This window comes from Streptomyces sp. NPDC008238, assembly GCF_042956445.1.
Lineage (GTDB): Bacteria > Actinomycetota > Actinomycetes > Streptomycetales > Streptomycetaceae > Actinacidiphila.
The window spans coordinates 893,588-912,903 of the sequence record NZ_JBIBGK010000001.1; the positions used below are offsets into that span (position 1 = coordinate 893,588).

15 protein-coding genes and 2 pseudogenes are annotated in these 19,316 nt (G+C 73.9%); 9 read left to right on the forward strand and 8 right to left on the reverse strand.

Annotation, left to right across the window (positions count from 1 at the left end; translation table 11 throughout):
* Positions 1-210: 210 nt before the first annotated feature.
* From ACFZAU_RS04105 to ACFZAU_RS04115, 3 genes are all read left to right on the forward strand, one after another.
* A complete protein-coding gene (locus ACFZAU_RS04105; RefSeq protein WP_500550975.1) occupies positions 211-1,719 on the forward strand; it encodes an FG-GAP and VCBS repeat-containing protein in 1,509 nt (502 codons plus the stop codon).
* A 202-nt stretch (positions 1,720-1,921) separates the two neighbouring features.
* Complete coding sequence (locus ACFZAU_RS04110; RefSeq protein WP_500550976.1) at positions 1,922-2,809, forward strand: hypothetical protein; 888 nt, start codon at positions 1,922-1,924, stop codon at positions 2,807-2,809.
* Between the two features lie 238 nt (positions 2,810-3,047).
* Positions 3,048-3,761, forward strand: coding sequence for a VOC family protein (locus tag ACFZAU_RS04115; protein ID WP_500550977.1), 714 nt, complete (start codon positions 3,048-3,050; stop codon positions 3,759-3,761).
* A 306-nt stretch (positions 3,762-4,067) separates the two neighbouring features.
* Here the strand turns inward: ACFZAU_RS04115 and ACFZAU_RS04120 are convergent.
* Positions 4,068-4,955: pseudogene (locus ACFZAU_RS04120) on the reverse strand (SDR family NAD(P)-dependent oxidoreductase); the annotation flags it as partial.
* Positions 4,956-5,104: 149 nt separating this feature from the next.
* Here ACFZAU_RS04120 and ACFZAU_RS04125 point away from each other — a divergent pair.
* Entirely contained in the window at positions 5,105-5,680 is a 576-nt protein-coding gene (locus ACFZAU_RS04125; protein ID WP_500550978.1) for a TetR/AcrR family transcriptional regulator, read from the forward strand.
* Positions 5,681-5,709: 29 nt separating this feature from the next.
* Here the strand turns inward: ACFZAU_RS04125 and ACFZAU_RS04130 are convergent, their stop codons facing one another.
* The 3 genes from ACFZAU_RS04130 to ACFZAU_RS04140 all read right to left on the reverse strand — a co-directional run bounded on the left by ACFZAU_RS04130 (position 5,710) and on the right by ACFZAU_RS04140 (position 7,984).
* Positions 5,710-6,102: a hypothetical protein gene (locus ACFZAU_RS04130; protein WP_499601075.1), complete on the reverse strand. Its 393-nt coding sequence runs from the start codon at positions 6,100-6,102 to the stop codon at positions 5,710-5,712.
* 139 nt (positions 6,103-6,241) lie between these two features.
* The gene (locus ACFZAU_RS04135; protein ID WP_500550979.1) at positions 6,242-6,961 is read right to left on the reverse strand and encodes an FAD binding domain-containing protein; all 720 of its coding nucleotides are present in this window, start codon (positions 6,959-6,961) and stop codon (positions 6,242-6,244) included.
* 201 nt (positions 6,962-7,162) lie between these two features.
* On the reverse strand, positions 7,163-7,984 hold the full coding sequence (locus ACFZAU_RS04140) for a siderophore-interacting protein (protein ID WP_500550980.1): 822 nt from the start codon (positions 7,982-7,984) through the stop codon (positions 7,163-7,165).
* A gap of 102 nt (positions 7,985-8,086) precedes the next feature.
* Here ACFZAU_RS04140 and ACFZAU_RS04145 point away from each other — a divergent pair, with 102 nt between their 5' ends.
* The 3 genes and pseudogenes from ACFZAU_RS04145 to ACFZAU_RS04155 all read left to right on the forward strand — a co-directional run bounded on the left by ACFZAU_RS04145 (position 8,087) and on the right by ACFZAU_RS04155 (position 11,978).
* A complete protein-coding gene (locus tag ACFZAU_RS04145; protein ID WP_500551121.1) occupies positions 8,087-8,935 on the forward strand; it encodes an ABC transporter ATP-binding protein in 849 nt (282 codons plus the stop codon).
* Positions 8,932-9,906, forward strand: a complete 975-nt coding sequence (locus tag ACFZAU_RS04150; protein ID WP_500550981.1) for an iron-siderophore ABC transporter substrate-binding protein — start codon at positions 8,932-8,934, stop codon at positions 9,904-9,906. The genes ACFZAU_RS04145 and ACFZAU_RS04150 overlap by 4 nt, the downstream gene beginning before the upstream one ends.
* 6 nt (positions 9,907-9,912) lie before the next feature.
* Positions 9,913-11,978, forward strand: a pseudogene (locus ACFZAU_RS04155) (iron ABC transporter permease).
* A 219-nt stretch (positions 11,979-12,197) separates the two neighbouring features.
* On the opposite strand, the gene ACFZAU_RS04160 reads toward ACFZAU_RS04155, so the two are convergent.
* Positions 12,198-13,541 (reverse strand): lysine N(6)-hydroxylase/L-ornithine N(5)-oxygenase family protein, encoded by a 1,344-nt coding sequence (locus ACFZAU_RS04160; RefSeq protein WP_500550982.1) that lies wholly within the window; start codon positions 13,539-13,541, stop codon positions 12,198-12,200.
* Positions 13,542-13,623: 82 nt separating this feature from the next.
* Here ACFZAU_RS04160 and ACFZAU_RS04165 point away from each other — a divergent pair, with 82 nt between their 5' ends.
* Entirely contained in the window at positions 13,624-14,571 is a 948-nt protein-coding gene (locus ACFZAU_RS04165) for a methionyl-tRNA formyltransferase (protein ID WP_499601081.1), read from the forward strand.
* On the forward strand, positions 14,568-15,428 hold the full coding sequence (gene argB / locus ACFZAU_RS04170; RefSeq protein ID WP_500550983.1) for an acetylglutamate kinase: 861 nt from the start codon (positions 14,568-14,570) through the stop codon (positions 15,426-15,428). Before ACFZAU_RS04165 ends, argB begins: the two co-directional genes overlap by 4 nt.
* Before the next feature lie 748 nt (positions 15,429-16,176).
* Here argB and ACFZAU_RS04175 read toward each other — a convergent pair.
* Genes ACFZAU_RS04175 through ACFZAU_RS04185 form a run of 3 tightly spaced genes read right to left on the reverse strand, consistent with a single transcriptional unit; the run spans position 16,177 to position 19,116 of the window.
* Positions 16,177-17,022, reverse strand: coding sequence for an ABC transporter ATP-binding protein (locus ACFZAU_RS04175; RefSeq protein ID WP_500550984.1), 846 nt, complete (start codon positions 17,020-17,022; stop codon positions 16,177-16,179).
* Positions 17,023-17,026: 4 nt separating this feature from the next.
* The gene (locus ACFZAU_RS04180; RefSeq protein WP_500550985.1) at positions 17,027-18,088 is read right to left on the reverse strand and encodes a FecCD family ABC transporter permease; all 1,062 of its coding nucleotides are present in this window, start codon (positions 18,086-18,088) and stop codon (positions 17,027-17,029) included.
* 2 nt (positions 18,089-18,090) lie between these two features.
* Entirely contained in the window at positions 18,091-19,116 is a 1,026-nt protein-coding gene (locus tag ACFZAU_RS04185) for a FecCD family ABC transporter permease (protein ID WP_500550986.1), read from the reverse strand.
* Positions 19,117-19,316: the final 200 nt, after the last annotated feature.

A 19,316-nucleotide genomic window follows, 5' to 3' on the forward strand; every position in this document is an offset into this window, starting at 1 on the left:
CCGCGGCCGCCCGGCCCGCCCGCGCGCCGCGCACCGGCCGTCGCTCCCCCGCGAGACGGGCCGTACGGCCCTACAACCCTCCGCGAACACCAGGTGTCTTGTGGGTGACGGAACACCGGACGCCCGCGGCCGGACACCATCCGGGCGCGGGTGACCGACGCGGCCGGGAGGGTCGGCGAGGGCACCCCAGGAGACCAAGGAGGTTCTTCTGTGCGTCACATCAAGAGCGCGGCCTTCACGGCCGCGGCACTCCTCACCCTCGGCGGCGGCGCCCTGCTCACCGCGCCCGCCGCTGAGGCCGACGTGCCGTTCCCGTCGATCGGGTGGCAGCAGCGCAACTGCGACTTCGACGGCAACGGCCACGACGACGTGCTGATCGGCGCCCCGGGCGCCACCGTGTCCGGGGCCAAGGGCGCCGGCTACGTCACCGTGCAGTACAGCGGCTCGGGCGGCCTCAGCACCACCAGGAGATCCGTCCTCAGCCAGAGCACCGCGGGCGTCGCGGGCGCCGCCGAGGCAGGGGACGGCTTCGGACGGGCCGTGGCCACCGGCGACCTCGACAACGACGGCTACGACGACGCGATCGTCGGCATCCCCGGCGAGGACCTCGGCACGCTCTCGGACGCCGGCGGCGCCGTCGTCTTCTTCGGCTCCCCGACCGGACTGCACGGCAGCGACAGCGCGTGGCTGGAGGACCCCGACCAGCCGCGGGCCGGCGCGAACTTCGGGCGCGCCCTCGAAGCCGCCCGGTACTTCGCCCCGGACCCCTCGGACCCCGACGCCAACCTGCGGGACAGCATCGCCGTCCTGGAGAACGACTCCCTGCTGTTCTTCACCGTCGAGCCGGGGGCGGCCGCCGCACCGCGAGCGCAGCGGGCGGGCCGGGGGGTGCGCGCCCTCGAGCGCACGGCGCAGGACACCGGCGTCGCGCTGCGCAGCCTCAGCCACGGCAACTACAACGAGGACTCCTGGGCCGACCTGGCGATCTCCGGGGTGACCACCGGCGGTGATCAGCCCGGGGCCGGCGTCACCCAGGTGCTGCACGGGGCCCCGGCCGTCGAGGACCTCGGCGACGGCGGCACCTTCGAGGGCGGCCCCGCGGTCGTCTCCAGCGACTTCAACCAGGACGGCCAGGACGACCTGGCCGTAGGCGACACGGGGACCGGTTCCGCGCTCGGCGGATCCGTCTCCGTCTACCTCGGCAGGGGCGACCTCTCCGGCCTCGCCCCGACCCCGGCGCAGACCTGGACCCAGGACTCCGCGGGCGTCCCTGGCGTCGCCGAGGCGGGCGACCGCTGGGGCGCCGAACTGTCCTCCGGCGACACCAACGGCGACGGCCACCCCGACCTCGCCATCGGCGCCCCCGGCGAGGACATCGGCTCGGTCGCCGACGCCGGCGCGGTCTGGACCCTGCGCGGCGCACGCGGCGGGCTCACCGCCACGGGGGCGCGCAGCTTCGACCAGAACACTGCCGGCATCCCGGGCGCCGCGGAGGCCTCCGACCGCTGGGGCGGCCAGATCCGGCTGATCGACGCCGACAAGGACGGCCGCTTCGGCCTGCTGGCGGCGGCACCGGGCGAGAACACGAACGACGGCTTCGTGTGGGTCGTCCCCGCGTCCTCGACCGGCCTGGTGGGCAAGGGGACATGGACGTACGACGGCGCGGCCCTCGGCGCGCCGACGGCCGACGCGCAGTTCGGCGCGGCGATCGACGAGTAGGCGGAACGCCGCCGCACGGCGTGTGGCGCGGCACCCCGGGGCTCCCGGATGCCGCGCCACACGCACGTGCCCTCGGGGACGATGCGCCCATGCTCCTGGCGCGGCCGTGTCGTCGTGAAGCGAACTTCCCACCGACTGCGATCACTTCGGCGGTCGGGCGGCGTGACGGAAGCCGGGCCCGCGCAGCGGCTAGCATCACCCCATGCCGAGACAGGAGGAGAGCGGGCGCGCCGAGGGGGCGGACCCCGGTCCGTGGCGCGTCACCGTGGTGGACCGTCACAGTGCGGAGGGGCGACCGCCGTACCCCTGGCAACCACCGGACGGACGGCCGCTCGCGCGGCGGGACGACCTGCGCATCCAGGGGGCGACGGGCGAGGTCCGCTGCGTGGAAGCCTCGGGGCGGACGCGCTGGACGCACGCCTTCGACGGACGCCCCAACGCCGCCCACATCTCCGGGGGCAGGGTGCTGCTCACCACGGACTCCCTCGACTACACGCCCTGGGGGTTCCTCGGACCGGCCCTGCTGCTCGACCTGGCGGACGGCACCCTGGTCGCCGAACTCCGCGGGGAGCGCGGCGCCGCGCTCGGCGGCGGACGCTTCCTGCTCGGCCTGGAGGGCTACGACTTCTACGACACCTGGCAGCACGACCGCGACGGCGCCACCACGGACTCCTGGCGCAGTTACGGCCACTACGTCGTCGGCACCGGCATACGCGTCGTCGAGGCCGACCGGCGGTATCCCACCGAGAGCCGCGTCGTGCGGCTGCTGCCGGGCGGCGAGATCGAGCGCGGCCCGCGGCTGGCCGATCCGCTGACGCCGCGGCCGGTGGTGCTGGAGGACGGTACGATCCTGGTGCTCGACGCCGGGCGGCTCCGCGCCGTCGACCGCCGGCTGGCCGGTTCCGTCCTCGCCGAACTGCTGCCGATCCCCGACAGGGCCTCCGGGTACATCAACTCCCTGCGCCGCGAGGGCGACCGCCTGACCGCGATCATCGCCGAACCCGGGCCGGGGCACCCCACCACGTACACCGTCCACACCTGGACCCTCGCCCTCCACCGGCGGGACGCGCCGCCCACCAGGCCCGCGTGACCGATGTCGCGCAGCCGCGCGAACTCCTCCGCTTCGACGACGGGGCGCAGGGCGTCAGCGTCCGCATCCCGCACGACGATCCGCCCCTGGTCATCGAACCACCAGGGTGCGACCCCCGATGGGGGCCACGGAAAACTCGGCTGCGACCGGCGGCGTACGCCCCTAGACTCCTCGTCCCGGAGGCCGATTCGGCGCCTGCCGGCAGCCGGCACTCGACGGACCGAGGATGCGTGGCGCAATGAGCAGCCGACTCTTCGCAATCTCCTTCGACGCGCACCAGCCCGAGCGCCTGGCGCGTTTCTGGTCCGGCGTCCTGCGCCTGGAGCCGGCCGGCGACTCCTCCGACGGCCTCGCGCTGCTGTCCGGGAACGACGCCGGCTACCGCCTGGGCTTCCGGCCCTCCCACGCGCGGAAGGTCGCCCAGAACCGGTTGCACTTCGACCTGACCAGTTCCTCACTGGAGGAGCAACGGGCAACCGTGGCCAGGGCGCTCGACCTGGGCGCGCGGCATGTCGACGTCGGGCAGGGGCCGGACGCGTCGCACGTGGTGCTCGCCGACCCCGAGGGCAACGAGTTCTGTGTCTCCGAGCCGGACAGCGGGTTCCTCGCCGGGTGCGGCTTCATCGGGGCGGTCGCCTGCGACGGCGCGCGCGCCGTGGGCTGTTTCTGGAGCGAGGCACTGGCCTGGCCGCTGGTCTGGGACCAGGACGAGGAGACCGCCGTCCAGTCGCCGGACGGCGGTACGAAGATCACGTGGGGCGGCCCGCCGCTGATGCCGGACGCGGGCAAGGACCTGCACTTCGACCTGGTCCCGGACGGCGATCAGCGGGCGGAGGTCGAGCGCCTGCTCTCCCTGGGGGCGAGCCGTCTCGACGCGGCCCCCGCCGGGGACGGCGCGGTGCGGCTGGCCGACCCGGGCGGCAACGAGTTCCGCGTGCTCACGCGCCGGTGACGCCGGACCGGCCGGGGGCCGTTTCCGGCCCCCAAGGCCGGCACTGACCCCGCTCGGTGGGAAGCGGGTTCGGGGCCCGGTGCGGCCGGCCGGGGGCCGCACCCGGGAGGCCGCGTCAGAGGCCGAGTTCCTCGTCTCGTCCCAGAGGCGTTCGGCCGACGCTTCGTCGATCGCCCACGCCGCGACGCCGGTCCCGCCCACGGTGGGTTCGGGCTGGAGCTCGGCGGGCCGGCAGTCCTCGAAGTAGCGGCCGGTCACGCCCTCGACCAGTGGTGAGGCGGCGAGGAGCACCTGGGTGGCCGCACCCTGCTGCGGGGTCTTCCAGCCCGGGGGGACGTCCAGCCGCTGGCCCGCTTCGTTCGTGGCGCCCACGAACCGCAGTTGCTCGTCGCTGAGGTGGCGCTGCAGGTTGGTCATGATGCCGCCCGGGTGCAGCGCGTTGGCGGTGATGCCGTCGGCCGCCCAGTGGCGGGCCAGGGCGACGGTGAAGAGGATCGTGGCCGACTTCGACTGGCCGTACGCAGTCCAGGCCTCGTAGGGGCGGCGGGCGAAGTGGATGTCGTCGAAGTCGACCGGGGCCATCAGGTGGGCCGACGAACTGACCATGACGACCCGGGCACCACCGGCGGCGCGCAGCGCTCCGTGCAGGCCGAGGGTCAGTGCCGCGTGACCGGTGAAGTTCACGGCGTACTGGGTCTCCCGGCCCTGCGGGGTCAGGGTGAGCTCCGGCACCGCCATGACGCCTGCATTGTTGACCAGGATGTGCAGCGGCCCGGTCCACTCCTCCGTGAAGGCGCGGAAGCTGTCGAGATCGGCCAGGTCGACACGGGCGACGCCGACGTCGCCCCGGCCGGTCTCCCGGCGGATGCGGTCGGCGGCGGGTCCGGCCGCGTGCGGGTCGCGTACGGCGAGGGTCACCTGCGCACCGGCCCCGGCGAGGGCGAGTGCCGTTTCCAGCCCGATGCCCGAGGCGCCGCCGGTGACGACGGCACGCTTGCCGGAGAGGTCGACGCCGCGCACGACGTCCGCGGCGGTGGAGTGCGCCCCGAAGGGGATGTCGGTGACGAAGGACATGAGTTCCTGCTTCCTGCTTCCGGCGCACGGGTGTGGGCACGCCGGGTGACGGTGCCGGCCGGATCTGAAACCAACCGGATGGTTTAAATGTAGCCCGAGAGTTCCCGGGGATGCAACCATCCGGTTGGTTTCCTGTCGGGTCGTGGCCGGCCCCCTGCCGGCCGGCTCGCACGGGCCCCTCCGGGGCGTTCCCACGCCCGTACCCGCGGCTCCGCGGCCCCCGTACCACGCCGGCACCCCGTCCGACCTGGATCTCCTAGGCTGTCCCCATGGCTTACGACTCTGCCGCCACGCGGGCGCGCCTCATCGAGGCCGCATACGGCGAATTCGTCGCGCACGGGCTCGCCGGTGCCCGCGTCGACCGGATCGCCAAGGCGGCGCCGGCCAACAAGCAGGCCATCTACGCCTACTTCGGGTCCAAGGACGAGCTCTTCGACGCGGTGCTCGAAGCCCGGCTACGCGTGCTGGCCGACGTGGTCCCGTTCACCCCCGACGACCTGGCCGCGTACGCGGGGGCGCTGTTCGACGCCTTCACCGACGACCCGGACCTCATCAAGCTGACCCAGTGGAAGGCCCTCGAGCGCCCCGAGGCGTCGGCCATGGAACGGGACAACCACCTCGCCAAGGCGCAGGCGGTCGCCGACGCCCACGGCGTCGGTCTCGAAGCGGGCATGGACGCGCTGATGGTCGCGCTGGCCGCCGCGCAGGCGTGGGTCACCACACCCGCGGGCATCCGCGATCCGGAGGACGGCGACGAGACGGCTCGGCGCGGCCGGCACCGCGAGGCGGTCGTGGCGGCCGTCGGCGCGATGACCGCGCGCCTCCTGCCGCCCGCCGTGGGCTGACCGGCCCGCCGTCCCTCATCCGCCGGCGGTCACAGCTGCGCCTCGCAGGCCTCCAGCCTGGCGAGCAGGCTCGCCAGGGCCTCGTTCCACCGCACGGTGCCCCGCTGTTCCTGGAGGAGGACGCGCAGCGCCCGGACCTCCTCGGCAGCGAAGGACTCGTGACCGGGGTTGTACTCGAACTGCAGGAACGCGACCTGCAACTCGAAGTACCGGGAGGGGTCCGCCTCGTGGAGCCACCGGGTCAGCGCCAGTGCCGCGGCGCCCTCCGCCCGGGCGCACCTGAGGCCGACCGACGGCTCCACGACGAACTCGACCGTGGTGACGCCGTCGGGCGTGATGAGGCACATCCGCGCCGGGTCCGCCCCGTTGCGGACCATGCCGAAGGCGTCCTCGCGCCTCCGGTCCTGCGGCGTGTCGTCCATCTCTTCCCTCGCCTCTTCCTATCCGGTGGGACGGGCGGGGCCTCGCGCCGGTGTGCGGTGCGGGCCCTCGCACACATCAACAACCGGGAACGCCCGGGCATACCCGATGTGACGGAAGAGATCGCGGGAATTCCCGGGCTCAGGCGCCCGGGAGCCGTCCGGTGAGTCCGGTGACCTGCCGGCGCACCACCTCCCGGCCCGCGGGGTGGAGCGCGGCGAGGTCCGTCCCCTCCAGCGCGCGCAGCGCCGCCGCGGTGTCGCCGTCGAACGGGACGCTCCCGCCGAGCACTTCGTAGCCGTCGCGGACCGCGACACGCAGGCGGCGTCCGCCGTCCTCGGCGTGCACCGCGGACGCGACGACCAGCGGCGGGGGACCGCCGGCCTCGCCGGGCTGTTTGTCGTAGGCGCTGACCAGCGGTTCCCGCCAGCGGATGCCGAGCAGGAGGTGCTGCTTGGCCACGGCCTCGGACAGATCGGTCTCGTGGGTCCGGTCGGGTTCCAGGGTGATCGCGCGGGAGTCCAGGACGAGCGCGGCGGGCAGCAGGCAGCGCAGGGTACTGCCGACGAGGTTGCCGCCGACGGTCGCCGTCCGGCGTACCGCGCCGGTGCCCACACCGGCGGCCGCCCGCCGCAGCACTTCCGGAACCCGGTCGTCGATGCGGTTCAGCACCACCGCCGCGCCCAGCGCCTCGCGTTCGATCAGGTTGGCCTCCGGCAGGTCGCGCAGCGACATGGCCCGTTCGGGGAACCCGTCGCGCTGCCAGGTGGCCCAGACGAGCGTCGCGCCGCCGACGGGCACCGCCCCCTGGGCCATGAACTCCTGTGCTTCGGACACGGACGTGGGCAGATGCAGCAGCACGGCAGTCGACCCGCCTTCCGGGAGTCGGCGACCGGACGGCGAGCGTGCCGGTCGCATGATCGCTTGCGCTTGGCATTCTCCCCGTACGGCCGGGAGCGCGTACAGGGCTCAGCAGTTCCCTTCGTGCGCTCTCCGTGCGCGAAGTGCCCCCCCCCGCGCGCGGGCCGGAGGCGACGCGACCGGCGCTGACCGCGCCGGAGGTCAGGCGTCCTGGTGGCGTGCCTCGTGCCGCCAGAAGCCGGAGAAGGTGATGCGGTCCTTGGGGAGGCCGGCGCGGTGCAGGTGCCGGCGGCCCTTGGTGGCGAGGCTCTGCTCGCCGACGACGAAGGCGTAGCCGGTGGCGTCCGGCGCGGCGTGCCCGCGCAGTTCGGCGAGCGCGACGGAGCCGGGGACGGCGTGCGGGTCCTCGCGCACGACCCAGGTGACGGCCATCCCCTCGGGGGCGTCGAGGTCGCGCCGGTCGTCGGGGGTGGGGACCTCCTGGATGAGCCGGCCCACGGTGTCGCGGGGGAGGGACCGCAGGATGCCCGTGGCGGCGGGCATCCCGCTCTCGTCGGCGACGACGAGGACCTCGGAGGCGTCCTCCGGGCAGTCGAACATGACGCCCTGGTCGAGGAGTGCCAGCGCGTCGCCGGGCCGGGCGCCGCAGGCCCATATCGCCGCGCGGCCCTCGAGTTCGCCGTCCGGGCCGCGGTGCACGACGAACTCGATGTCCATTTCGGCCGTTTCGGGGCGGAACGCGGCGACGGTGTAGTTCGAGTAGTGCGGACGCTCGGCCGTGGGGATGGCGAGGTAGGGCTGCCACCACCTGGCCCCGGAGAACTCCGGGAGCCGCAGGGCGTCCTGGTGGGGGAGCTGCATGAAGAGGCGGAACCAGTGGTCGTAGCCCCTCCACGGGAAGTCGGCGAGGTCTGTCCCCGTGACGGTCACGCGGTGCAGGGAGGGGGTGAGCCGCTCGGTCCTGACGACCTCGGCGCGGAACATCCTGGGGTTCTGCGGCATGAGCCGCGCGGTCTTCGCCATGTAGGAAGGTTAGCCTAAGTTTACCGAAGCGAAAGGGGGCGGTTCGGGGCGGCGCTTAGGTTAGGCTAACCTTCGTTCGTGAGTTCTTCGGATGAGACCGCCATGGCCCCCGGCCTGCGCGGACACCGGCTGGCGGCGTACGGCGTGACCGTGTCGTACGACGGGGTCGACGTCGTGCACGACGCGGCGATCACCCTCCGGCCCGGCGAGGTGACCGCCCTCGTGGGCCCCAACGGCAGCGGCAAGTCGACGCTCCTGCGCACCGTGGCGCGTCTGCAGCGCGCACGCCGCGCCACCCTGACGATCGACGCGCACGACGGCACCACCGCCGACGGGCTCGCCCTGACGGCACGTGAGTTCTCCCGGCGGGTGGCCCTGCTGACCCAGGGCCGCCCCACGCCGGGCGGCCTGACGGTGCGCGACGTCGTGGAGTTCGGCCGCTACCCCTACCGGGGCCGCTGGGGCCGGTCCGACCCGGAAGGACCCGCCGCGGTGGACCGCGCGCTGGCGATGACCGGTGTCACCGACCTCGCCGGCCGCGGCGCCGAGCACCTCTCCGGCGGGCAACTGCAGCGCGTCTGGCTCGCCGGCTGCCTCGCCCAGGAGACCGGGGTGCTCCTCCTCGACGAGCCCACGACCTACCTCGACCTGCGCTACCAGGTCGAACTGCTGGACCTGATCCGGGACCTGGCCGACGACCACGGCATCGCCATCGGCGTCGTCCTGCACGACCTGGACCAGGCGGCCGCCGTGGCCGACCGGATCGCCCTGCTGCGGGCGGGCCGGATCGTCGCCGACGGCCGCCCCGAGGACGTGCTCACACCGCAACGCCTCACCGACGCCTACGGGATACGGGTCGACGTCGACACCGACCCCCGGACCGGCCTGCTGCGCACCCGCGCCGTCGGCCGCCACCACGCACGCAAGGAAAGGCCCGTCACCACCCCATGAGACGCTCCATCCTCACCGCCGCCGCGTCCACCGCCGCCGCACTCGCCCTCGCCGGCTGCGGCACGACCGAGCCGGCCGCGGCCCCCGCCGCCAAGGACACCCAAGGCATCACGCTCACCGACGCGGGCGGGGCGAAGGTCACCCTCGACGGGCCGGCGAAGAAGGTCGTCGGCACGGAGTGGAACGTCGTCGAGTCCCTCGTGACCCTCGGGGTCGACCCGGTCGGCGTCGCCGACGTCAAGGGCTACGGCACCTGGGACACGGCCGTCCCGCTGAAGAACCAGCCGAAGGACATCGGCACCCGCGGCGAGCCCAGCATGGACACCATCGCCTCGCTCTCCCCGGACCTCATCGTCGCCACCACCGACCTGCCGGACGCCGCCGTCAAGCAGCTGAAGAAGATCGCCCCGGTCCTCGAGGTCCGTTCCGCCGACGCCGCCGACCCGGTCGGGCAGATGAAGGAGAACCTCGACCTCATCGCCGAGGCGACCGGCACCACCACCCGGGCCGACGAGGCGAAGAAGGCCTTCGACGCCAAGGTCGCCGAAGGCCGCGAGACCCTGGCCGAGGCGGGACTCGCCGGCACGCGGATCGCGTTCGCCGACGGCTACGTCGCCTCCAACCAGGTCTCCATCCGCCCCTACACCGGCGGTTCCCTCATCGGCGGCGTCAACACGGCGCTGGGCCTGCGGAACGCGTGGACGATCGCCGGCGACAAGGACTACGGCCTGGCCGCCACCGACGTCGAGGGCCTCACCGGCCTCGGCGACGTGCGCTTCGCCTACATCGGCAGCGACAGCGAGGGCAGCGACGTCTTCGCCGACGACCTCGCGAAGAACTCCGTGTGGAAGTCCCTGCCGTTCGTCGAGAAGGACGGCGTGCACCGGCTGCCCGACGGCATCTGGATGTTCGGCGGCCCGCGGTCGATGGAGGCGTACGTCGACGCCGTCGTCGACGCCCTGACGAAGTAGCGCGCCGTGGCCGTCACCGCAACGACCCCCGCCACCCGTCCGCACGCGGCCGGCTCCCGGACGGGAGCGGCCGCGGTGACGGCCGCGCTCGTGCTCCTGGTCGCCGCCCTCGCGGTCGTCGACGTCACCCAGGGCACCGCCGCCGTAGGCCCCGCCGAGATCTGGAAGGCCCTCACCGCCGTGCCGCCTCCGGCGACGCGTCCGTCGTGATCGCCTCCCGGCTGCCCCGCATGACCGCGGGTCTGCTGGTCGGCGCCGCCCTCGGGACCGCCGGGGCGGCCCTGCAGGCCGTCAGCCGCAACGTGCTCGCCGCACCCGACACGCTGGCCGTGAACGCCGGTTCGTACCTGGCCCTGGGCGTCCTCATGGTCACCGGGACCTCTCTGCCGCTGCTGGCCTCGTCCGGCGTGGCCTTCGCCGGCGGACTCGCGGCCGCCGCCGTCGTGCTGTCGCTGTCGGGGCTGGGCGCCGGGACCGTGCGCCTCGTCCTGGCCGGCAGCGCCCTCACCCTCGGCCTGACCTCCGTCACCGAAGGGCTGATCCTGCTCTTCCCGCAGCAGACCAACGGCCTGTACCAGTGGAGCCAGGGCAGCATCAGCCAGAATGGCTTCGACGGCGTGCTCCAGATGGCCCCCGTCGCCGTGGCCGGCGCCGCCGGACTGCTGCTTGTGGCCCGCCGCGTCGACGCCCTCGCGCTCGGCGACGACGCCGCCCGCGGCCTCGGCGTCCCCGTTCGCGGCACCAGGATCACCGTCGTGGTGTTCGCGTCGCTGCTGTCCGCCGCGGCGGTGACCCTCGCCGGGCCCATCGGCTTCGTCGGCCTGTGCGCGCCGGCGCTCGTACGGCAGCTGGCCCGGCGCTTCCGGCCGCTGCTGCGCACCCGCACCGGACTGCCCGTCACGGGCCTGACGGGCGCGGGCCTGGTGCTCGGCGCGGACGTCCTGCTGCGCGCCGTGGTCCCCGCGCAGACCGCCGTCGCGGTGCCCACCGGCGTCGTCACGAGCCTGGTCGGCGCGGTGTTCCTGGTGGTGATGGCGCTGCGGACCCAGGACTCCGGGGGAGCGGGTGCGCCGGACCGGATGCGCATCCCGGGCAGGGTCGCCTTCCTGGTGACCGTGGCGACCCTGGTCGCCGTGCTGGTGGGGCTGACCGTCGCCGGAGTGCTGCTGGGCGACACGAAGCTGCTCCTTGGCGACGTCGTCAACTGGGCGCAGGGCAGGTCCGGTCAGGCCGTCACCTTCGTTCTCGACACGCGCGTGCCGCGGGTGCTCGCGGCGCTCCTGGCGGGGGCCGCGCTCGCCCTGTCCGGCACCCTGGTGCAGGCCGTCACCCGCAACCCGCTCGCGGAGCCCGGCATCCTCGGCGTCTCCGGCGGCGCCGCGCTCGGCGCGGTGCTGTTCGTCACGACGGCCCCGGTCGCCGGGGCGTGGGGTGTCGCGGGGGCCGCGTTCGGCGGCGCCGCGGTGACCTCCGTGCTCGTGTTCGGCCTCGCGGCGCGGGGCGGCTTCCGGCAGACCCGGCTGGTCCTCGTCGGCGTCGGTGTGTCCGCGGCGGCGACGGCCCTGATCAGCCTGCTGATCGTGCTCACCGACCCGTTCAACGCGACGAAGGCGCTCACCTGGCTGTCCGGCTCCACCTACGGACGGACCGTGCCCGACGCCCTGCCCGTGGCGGCCGCCCTCGTGCTGGGCCTCGCCGTCGCGGTCGCGCGGCGCACCGAACTCGACCTGCTGTCGGTCGACGACGACACCCCGGCCCTGCTCGGACTGCGCCGCGGCCCCGCCCGGTTCGGCTTCCTCGTGACGAGCGTGCTGCTCACCGCCACCGCCGTGGCCGCCGCCGGCACCATCGGCTTCGTCGGGCTGGTCGCCCCGCACGCCGCCCGGGCCCTCGTGGGCCGCCGGCACGTGCGCGTCGTACCGGTGGCGGTGCTCCTGGGCGCCTCGCTGGTCTGCGCCGCCGACCTCCTTGGGCGGACCGTCATCGCCCCGGCCCAGTTGGGCGCGGGCCTGATGACGGCGGTCATCGGCACGCCGTACTTCCTGTACCTGCTGCTGCGTACGCGACGCTAGCGGCGAGGGGCGCGAGCAGTGGGTGATTGGTGGCGCGCTGCCGGTGGTTCGGCTGTCGCGCCGTCTCGCGCCCTGCGGGCGCTGTGCGCCCGCAGGGCGCGAGACGAACCCGCACCCACCCACCGGCCCGAGCCGTTCTCGGGTCCGGCGTCGGCCTGGTGCCGGAGGCGGTGCCGGAAACCTGGGGCCACTGGTCCTCCGGCGGCCCTCAAGCGGGTTTCAGGGGCGGGCCGCGGCCACCGCGGCCGGCTCGTCCTGACGGGCGGCGAGCGAGGCGACGATCTCGCCGGCCCGGATCGCGGTCGTGGACAGCAGGGTGGAGGTCAGCCCGTGCGTGTGCTCGGTGCCGCCCTGCACGTAGATGCCCGCCCGCACCTCGGGGGCGACCTCGACGCGGTGGTCGCGGCCGACGCGGAGGGCGTCGCCGTCGTCGCGCAGGCAGATCTTGGCGGACTCCCCGAGGAGGGTGCCGACGTCCTGCGAGCGGTAGCCGGTGGCGTGCACCAGGACGTCCGCCTCCAGGACGTGCCGTTCGCCGGTCGGCAGGAACTCCACCGTCACGTCGAGGCCGTCGTCCGCGGCGCTCACGTCACGGATGCGGGAGACGTTGAGGAAGCGCAGCCGTTCCCGGCCCTGCACCTTCTCGCGGTAGGAGGTGGCGTACAGGGCTTCGATGAGGTCCATGTCGACGACCGAGTAGTTGGTGCTGCGGTGGTAGTCGAAGAGGGACTGCTTCACCTCGGACGGGGAGGCGAAGTAGAGGTCCACCGCCTCGGGGTCGAAGATCCGGTTGGCGAAGGGGCTGTCGTCGGCAGGTGTGTAGCCGTACTTGGCGAACACCGCGCAGATCTCCGCGTCGGGGAAGGTGCGGTGCAGGAAGTCCACGGCCTCGGCGGCGCTCTGGCCGGCACCGAGGACGACGGCACGGCGCACCGGGGTGCCCGTCGCGGTGAGCTCCGCGACCCTGGGCAGCAGCTGGCTGTTGTGCCACACGCGGTCCGACAGCTCGGTGCCGGGCGGCAGGTGCGGCTCGAGGCCGACGGCCACGCTGATGTTGCGGGCCCGGTGGGTCACCGTCCGCGTCGGGTCCTCGGGGTGCCGGCACGTCACGTCGAGGTGGTCGATCTCGCCGTCGGCGCCGCGGACCGGTGTGACCGACAGCACTTCGGAGGAGTAGTCGACGAGGTCGGCGACCCGGGCGGCGGCCCACTCGAAGTAGTCGTGGAACTCCACGCGGAGCGGGAAGAGGGTCTTCTGGTTCAGGAAGTCGACCAGCCGCCCCTGCTCGCGCAGGTAGCACAGGAAGCTGAAGTCGCTGGTCGGGTTGCGCATGGTGACCAGGTCCTTCAGGAACGAGACCTGCATCGTCGCGTCGTCGATCAGCATGCCGCGGTGCCAGCCGAAGCGGGGCTGCCGCTCCAGGAAGCGGGCGTCGATCCGCCGGGAGGCGGGGACTTGTGCGTTGTGCTCCTCGATGGCTATCGCGAGAGCCAGATTTGACGGTCCGAAACCGATCCCCAGGATGTCGTGGATGGTGTCCGGCTCATTGAGCGGTGCTGTCACCGTTGCATCGCCTCCCTATGCGCGCCACATACTAGATAAGGTAAGGCTAACCTTGCAATAATCACTGAAGGAGAGGCAGCCCATGCGGGTCGTCATGTTCGGTTACCAGACCTGGGGACACCGGACGCTGCAGGCGCTGCTGGAGTCGGATCACGAGGTCGTCCTCGTCGTGACCCACCCCAGGAGCGAGCACGTCTACGAGAAGATCTGGGACGACTCGGTGGCGGAACTCGCCGAGAAGCACGGCGTCCCCGTGCTGCTGCGCAACCGTCCGGACGACGCCGAACTGCTCGAGGCGATCAAGGCCGCGGCGCCCGACATCATCGTCGCCAACAACTGGCGCACCTGGCTGCCGCCGGAGATCTTCGACCTCCCGCCGCACGGCACCCTCAACGTGCACGACTCCCTGCTCCCCGCCTATGCGGGCTTCTCCCCGATCATCTGGGCGCTCATCAACGGCGAGCAACGGGTCGGCGTCACCGCGCACCGCATGGACGGCGAACTGGACGCGGGAGACATCCTGCTGCAGCGCTCGGAGCCCGTCGGCCCGCAGGACACCGCCACCGACCTCTTCCACCGCACCTGCGACCTCATCGCGCCCCTGGTGCGCGAGTCGCTGGACCTGATCGCCTCAGGCCGCGCCGAGTGGACGCCCCAGGACCGCTCCCGCGCCAGCTTCTTCCACAAGCGGTCCCTCGAGGACAGCCGTATCGACTGGAACTGGCCCGCCGAGGACCTGGAGCGGCTGGTGCGGGCGCAGTCCGACCCGTACCCCAACGCCTTCACCTACCACCGCGGGGAGCGCATCAGGATCGTCGCCGCAGCCGTCTCGCGGGCCCGGTACGGCGGCACGCCCGGCCGGATCTTCATCCGCGAGGGCGACGGCGTCGTCATCGTCGCCGGCGCGGACGCGCGCGGCGGCCACCGCAAGGGCCTGCTGGTGCGCACGATCCGCACCGACGACGGCACCGAATACGCGGCCACGGACTGGTTCCGCACCATGGGCGGCTACCTGACGACCCGTCCGTGACGACGGCACTGGCCGGCCCCGGGCCGCTGCCCGCCCTGCGCGCGCTCGTGCGCCGCACCGTCGTCGTGAAGGTGGGCGGCAACGCCATGGGCGACGGCTCGCTGCTGCGCACGTTCGCGCAGGACGTCGTCCGCATGCGGGAGGCCGGGGTGCGGGTCGTGGTGGTGCACGGCGGCGGCCCGCAGATCAGCGCCCAGCTCGACCTGGTGGGCATCGAGGCCCGCTTCGTCGGCGGGCTGCGGGTCACCACGCCCGAGGTGCTGGACGTGGCGCGGATGGTGCTGGCCGGCAAGGTCCAGCGGGACCTCGTCGGACTCCTCAACGAGCACGGACCGTTCGCCGTGGGGCTCACCGGCGAGGACGCGCACACGCTGACCGCGGTGCGCCGCTACGCCCACGTCGACGGCGAGATCGTCGACATCGGCCTCGTCGGCGAGGTGACGGAGGTCAACACGGCGGCCGTGGACGTGCTCCTGGACCACGGCCACATCCCCGTCGTCTCCTCGCTCGGCCGCGGCACGGACGGCCAGATCTACAACGTCAACGCGGACGCGGCGGCCGGGGCCCTGGCGGCGGCGCTCGACGCCGAGGCGCTGGTCGTGCTCACCGACGTGCCCGGGCTGTACGCCGACTGGCCGCGCCGCGAGCGGGTCCTGGACCGGCTCACCGCCACCGAACTGGAGGCGATGCTCCCGGCCCTCGGCGGCGGCATGGTGCCGAAGATGGAGAGCTGCCTGCGGGCCGTACGGGCGGGTGTCCGCACGGCCCGCGTGCTGGACGGGCGCGCCCCGCACGCCCTGCTGGGTGCGCTGACCGCGGGGCCGGGGGGCGCCGGCACGACCGTCACCCCTGACTAGCCGAGTGGCCCGCGGGGTCGCCGCGCCGCGCCGCCTCCGGGTCGTACGGCGGCGGCGGCCGGTGAGCCGGACCCCGCCCTGCTGCCGGGGGCCGAGCTCTCCGTGGCCGGCCGCGTCTTCTCCGCGTCCGCGTGGCCGGCGGTGGGCCGCCGTCGCGGGCACCGCAGGTCGATGACGCCCCGTCGGGCCGGTGCCGTGCCCATGTGGGCTCACAGGCGCGGGCATCGAGGAGCCGGCCCCCGGCGCCCATGCGACTGCCGTGGTCGAAGAGGCCGCGCAGACGCCGTGCGCCCTGTCTGTGACCGCGTGGACTGCCTGGCGGGCGCGGAGGTGCTCCCGGAGGGCGGGGAAGCCCGTGGGTGCGCGTCGGCGCCGCGTTCGCCGGGCAGGCGCATGCGGGCCGCTTCGCGTCAACGGCCCATGGGAACCGCGGCGTTGAGGGGCGGGGGCCTTCGGACGGCCCGTCGGCCTCCGCGGTTGTCCGCACCGAACGTGCCGAGGCGACGGCCGGGGTCGAGGAGGCCGCGCGGGCGCCGCGCGCCCTGTCCGCAGCCCCGTGCACGGCCCGGCGGGCGCCGGGGTGCTGCCGGAGGACGGCTGGTCCCGTGTCCGCGTTCCGTGTTCGCCGGGCGGGCAGATACCGGGCGCTTCGCGCGGGTCGAGGCCGTCCAGCCGGTCGCCCGGAACGTGCCGGGGCGACGCCCGGGGTCGACGATGCCGCTTCCGTGCCGTGGCGTCCCGTGGCGGGTCACTCGGCGGCGACGGGGACCGCTTCGTGGTGGCGGCCCATGGGGATCACCAGGGGGGTGCCGCTGACCGGGTCGGTGGTGACCTGGCAGCGGAGGTCGAAGACGTCCTGGACGGTCTCGGCGGTGATCACCTCGGCGGGCGGGCCCTCGGCGGCGATCCGTCCCGACTTCATCGCGATGACGTGGTCGGCGTAGCGGCAGGCCTGGTTGAGGTCGTGCAGGACCATCACCACCGTGCGCTGCTCGCGGCGGTTGAGGTCGGTGACGAGGTCCAGCACGTCGATCTGGTGGGCCAGGTCGAGGTAGGTGGTCGGCTCGTCCAGCAGCAGGACGGGGGTGCCCTGGGCGACGGCCATGGCGATCCAGGCCCGCTGGCGCTGGCCGCCGGAGAGCTCGTCCACGGCGCGGTCGGCGAGCTCGGTCAGGCCGGTCGCCGCCAGCGCCTCGTGGACGGCCAGCTCGTCGGCCTTGGACCACTGCCGCCACCACGTCTGGTGCGGCGAACGGCCGCGGCTGACCAGGTCGATCACGGTCAGTCCCTCCGGGGCCACCGGCGTCTGCGGCAGGATGCCCAGCCGCTGGGCCAGCTCCCGGGTCGGCACCGACCGCAGGGCGCGGCCGTCGAGTTCGACGGTGCCCTGGCGGGGCGCGAGCAGCCGGGCCAGGGCCCGCAGGAGGGTGGACTTGCCGCAGGCGTTGGCGCCGACGATGGCGGTGATGCGGCCGGTGGGTATGACGAGGTCGAGGTCCTCGACGACCAGCCGGTCGTCGTACGCCAGGTGCAGCCCGCGCGCCCGGAGGTCCGGGCCCGCGGTGGGGGCGGGGGCGGGGTCGGTGGTCGCCATGGGTTCAGCCTCCTGAGCCCGCGCGGTTGGCGCGGATGAGCAGCCAGAGCAGTACCGGCGCGCCGATGACGCCGGTGACGATCCCGACCGGCAGTTCCGTGCCGGGGATCGCTTCACGCGCGATGAGGTCCGACCCCAGGACGACCAGTGCGCCGGTCAGTCCGGAGGCGGTCAGCGGCGGCCACGCCGTGCCGGCCATGCGCTGGGCGATCTGCGGGGCGGCCAGCGCCACGAAGGCGACCGGGCCGGCCGCGGCCGTGCCGAAGGCGATCAGCCCGACCCCGATGAGCAGCAGCTTCAGCCGTACGGGCTGCACGGCGGTGCCGAGGCCGGCCGCCACGTCGTCGCCGAGCTGCAGGGTCCGCAGCCGGCGGCCCATGCCGAGGGCGAGCGGCACCAGCACGGCCGTGGCGACGGCGAGCTGGGTGACCTGGTCCCAGGTACGGCCGTTGAGGTTGCCCACCAGCCAGCCCAGGGCGGCCTGCGCCTCGAAGCGCTCGCCGCGCGCGACCAGGTAGTCCGTGGCGCTGGTGCACATCCAGGACACGCCGATGCCGACCAGGATGATGCGGTAGCCGGTGGCGCCGCCCTTCCAGGCCAGCGCGTAGACGAGCAGCGCCGTGACCAGCGCGCCCAGCAGGCCGAGCCCCTGGGTGCCGAGGCCGCCGTCCCAGCCGAGGACGATGCCCGCGACCACGGCGGTTCCCGCGCCCTCGGTCAGCCCGATCATGTCGGGGCTGGCCAGCGGGTTGCGGGTCATCGTCTGGTACAGCGCGCCGGAGACGCCGAAGGCGATGCCGACGAGGAGTCCCACGAGGGCGCGCGGCAGCCGCAACTCCCGTACGACCAGCACCGTTCCGGGGTCGCCGGCGCCCGTGAGGGCCTTGACCACGTCGGTGAACCCGATGGGGTAGTCGCCGAGGGTCAGGCCCCAGCAGAACAGCAGGAACACCGCGGCCAGGAGGGCGGTGCAGAGCACCACCAGCCGTGGCCGGAGCACTCCGGAGACCGGCGGGGCCGCCAGCCGGAAGGTCCGGCGGCCGCGGAGGGGGGCGAGGGCGGTCATGCTCAGACCTCCGCGAGCTTGCGCCGGCGGACCAGCGCGATGAAGAACGGGCCGCCGATGAAGGCGACGAGCACGCCCGCCTGCACCTCGGTGGGCCGGGCGACGACCCGCCCGAGGATGTCCGCCGTGAGCAGCAGGCAGGGTGCGAGCACCGCCGACAGCGGCAGCAGCCAGCGGTGGTCGGGGCCGATGCCCGCGTACTGCGCGAGCATCCGGGCGACGTGCGGCACCACGAGGCCGAGGAAGACCACCGGGCCGATGACGGCTACGGACGCGCCGGTCAGCAGCATCACCGCGACGACCCCCTGCAGGCGTACGAGGCCCAGCCGGCGTCCGAGCGAGGCGGCCACGTCGTCGCCCAGGGCCAGGCTGTTGAGCGCGGGCGCGGTGGCGAGCGCGAGCACGGCCCCGACCGCCAGGAAGGGCAGGATGCTGCTGACGACGGCGGCGTCCTGGTCGGCGAGGGTGCCCGCGGACCAGAAGCGGTAGCGGTCCAGCGCGTCGGGATCGGTGAGGACGATCGCGTTGGTCAGCGAGAACAGCAGGAAGGTGACGGCGACTCCGGCCAGCGCCAGCTTCACCGGTGTCGCGCCCGAGCGGCCCGTCCGGCCGAGCAGGAAGACCAGCACGCTGGTGCCGAGGGCACCGGCGAAGGCGAACCAGATCGTGCCGTGGAGCGAGCCGAGCCCGAACACCGCGATGGCGACCACGATTCCGAAGGACGCGCCCGCGCTGACGCCGAGGATGCCGGGGTCGGCGAGCGGGTTGCGGGTGAGGGCCTGCATGAGCGCGCCGGACAGCCCCAGGGCGGCGCCCGCGGTGACACCGAGGACGGTGCGCGGTACGCGGACCGTCCAGACGATGTTGTCGACGAGCCGACTCGAAGGGTGGCCGAAAAGCGCCCGGACGACCCGGTCCGGGGGAATGTCGACGGCGCCCAGCCCGATCGAGAGCACGCACAGCACCGCGAGGGCGGTGGCGAGCGACACGACGAGCAGGGCTGGGCGCAGGCTTCTGCGCGCGGTCACCGGCCTGGCTCCACGGCCACCATCCTTAGGTTAGGCACACCTTAACCCTACCGCCGTGAGCTGTGCTGTCGTGCCCGGCGGGGAGGGGTATCAAGTTAGGTAATGCTTACCTTAATATGGCCAGCGGTCACGGCTCGTCCGAGTCGGTTCCGCACGTCTGGGGAGGCACGGGCACCTGTGTCGGGTAACGAAGAACTGGT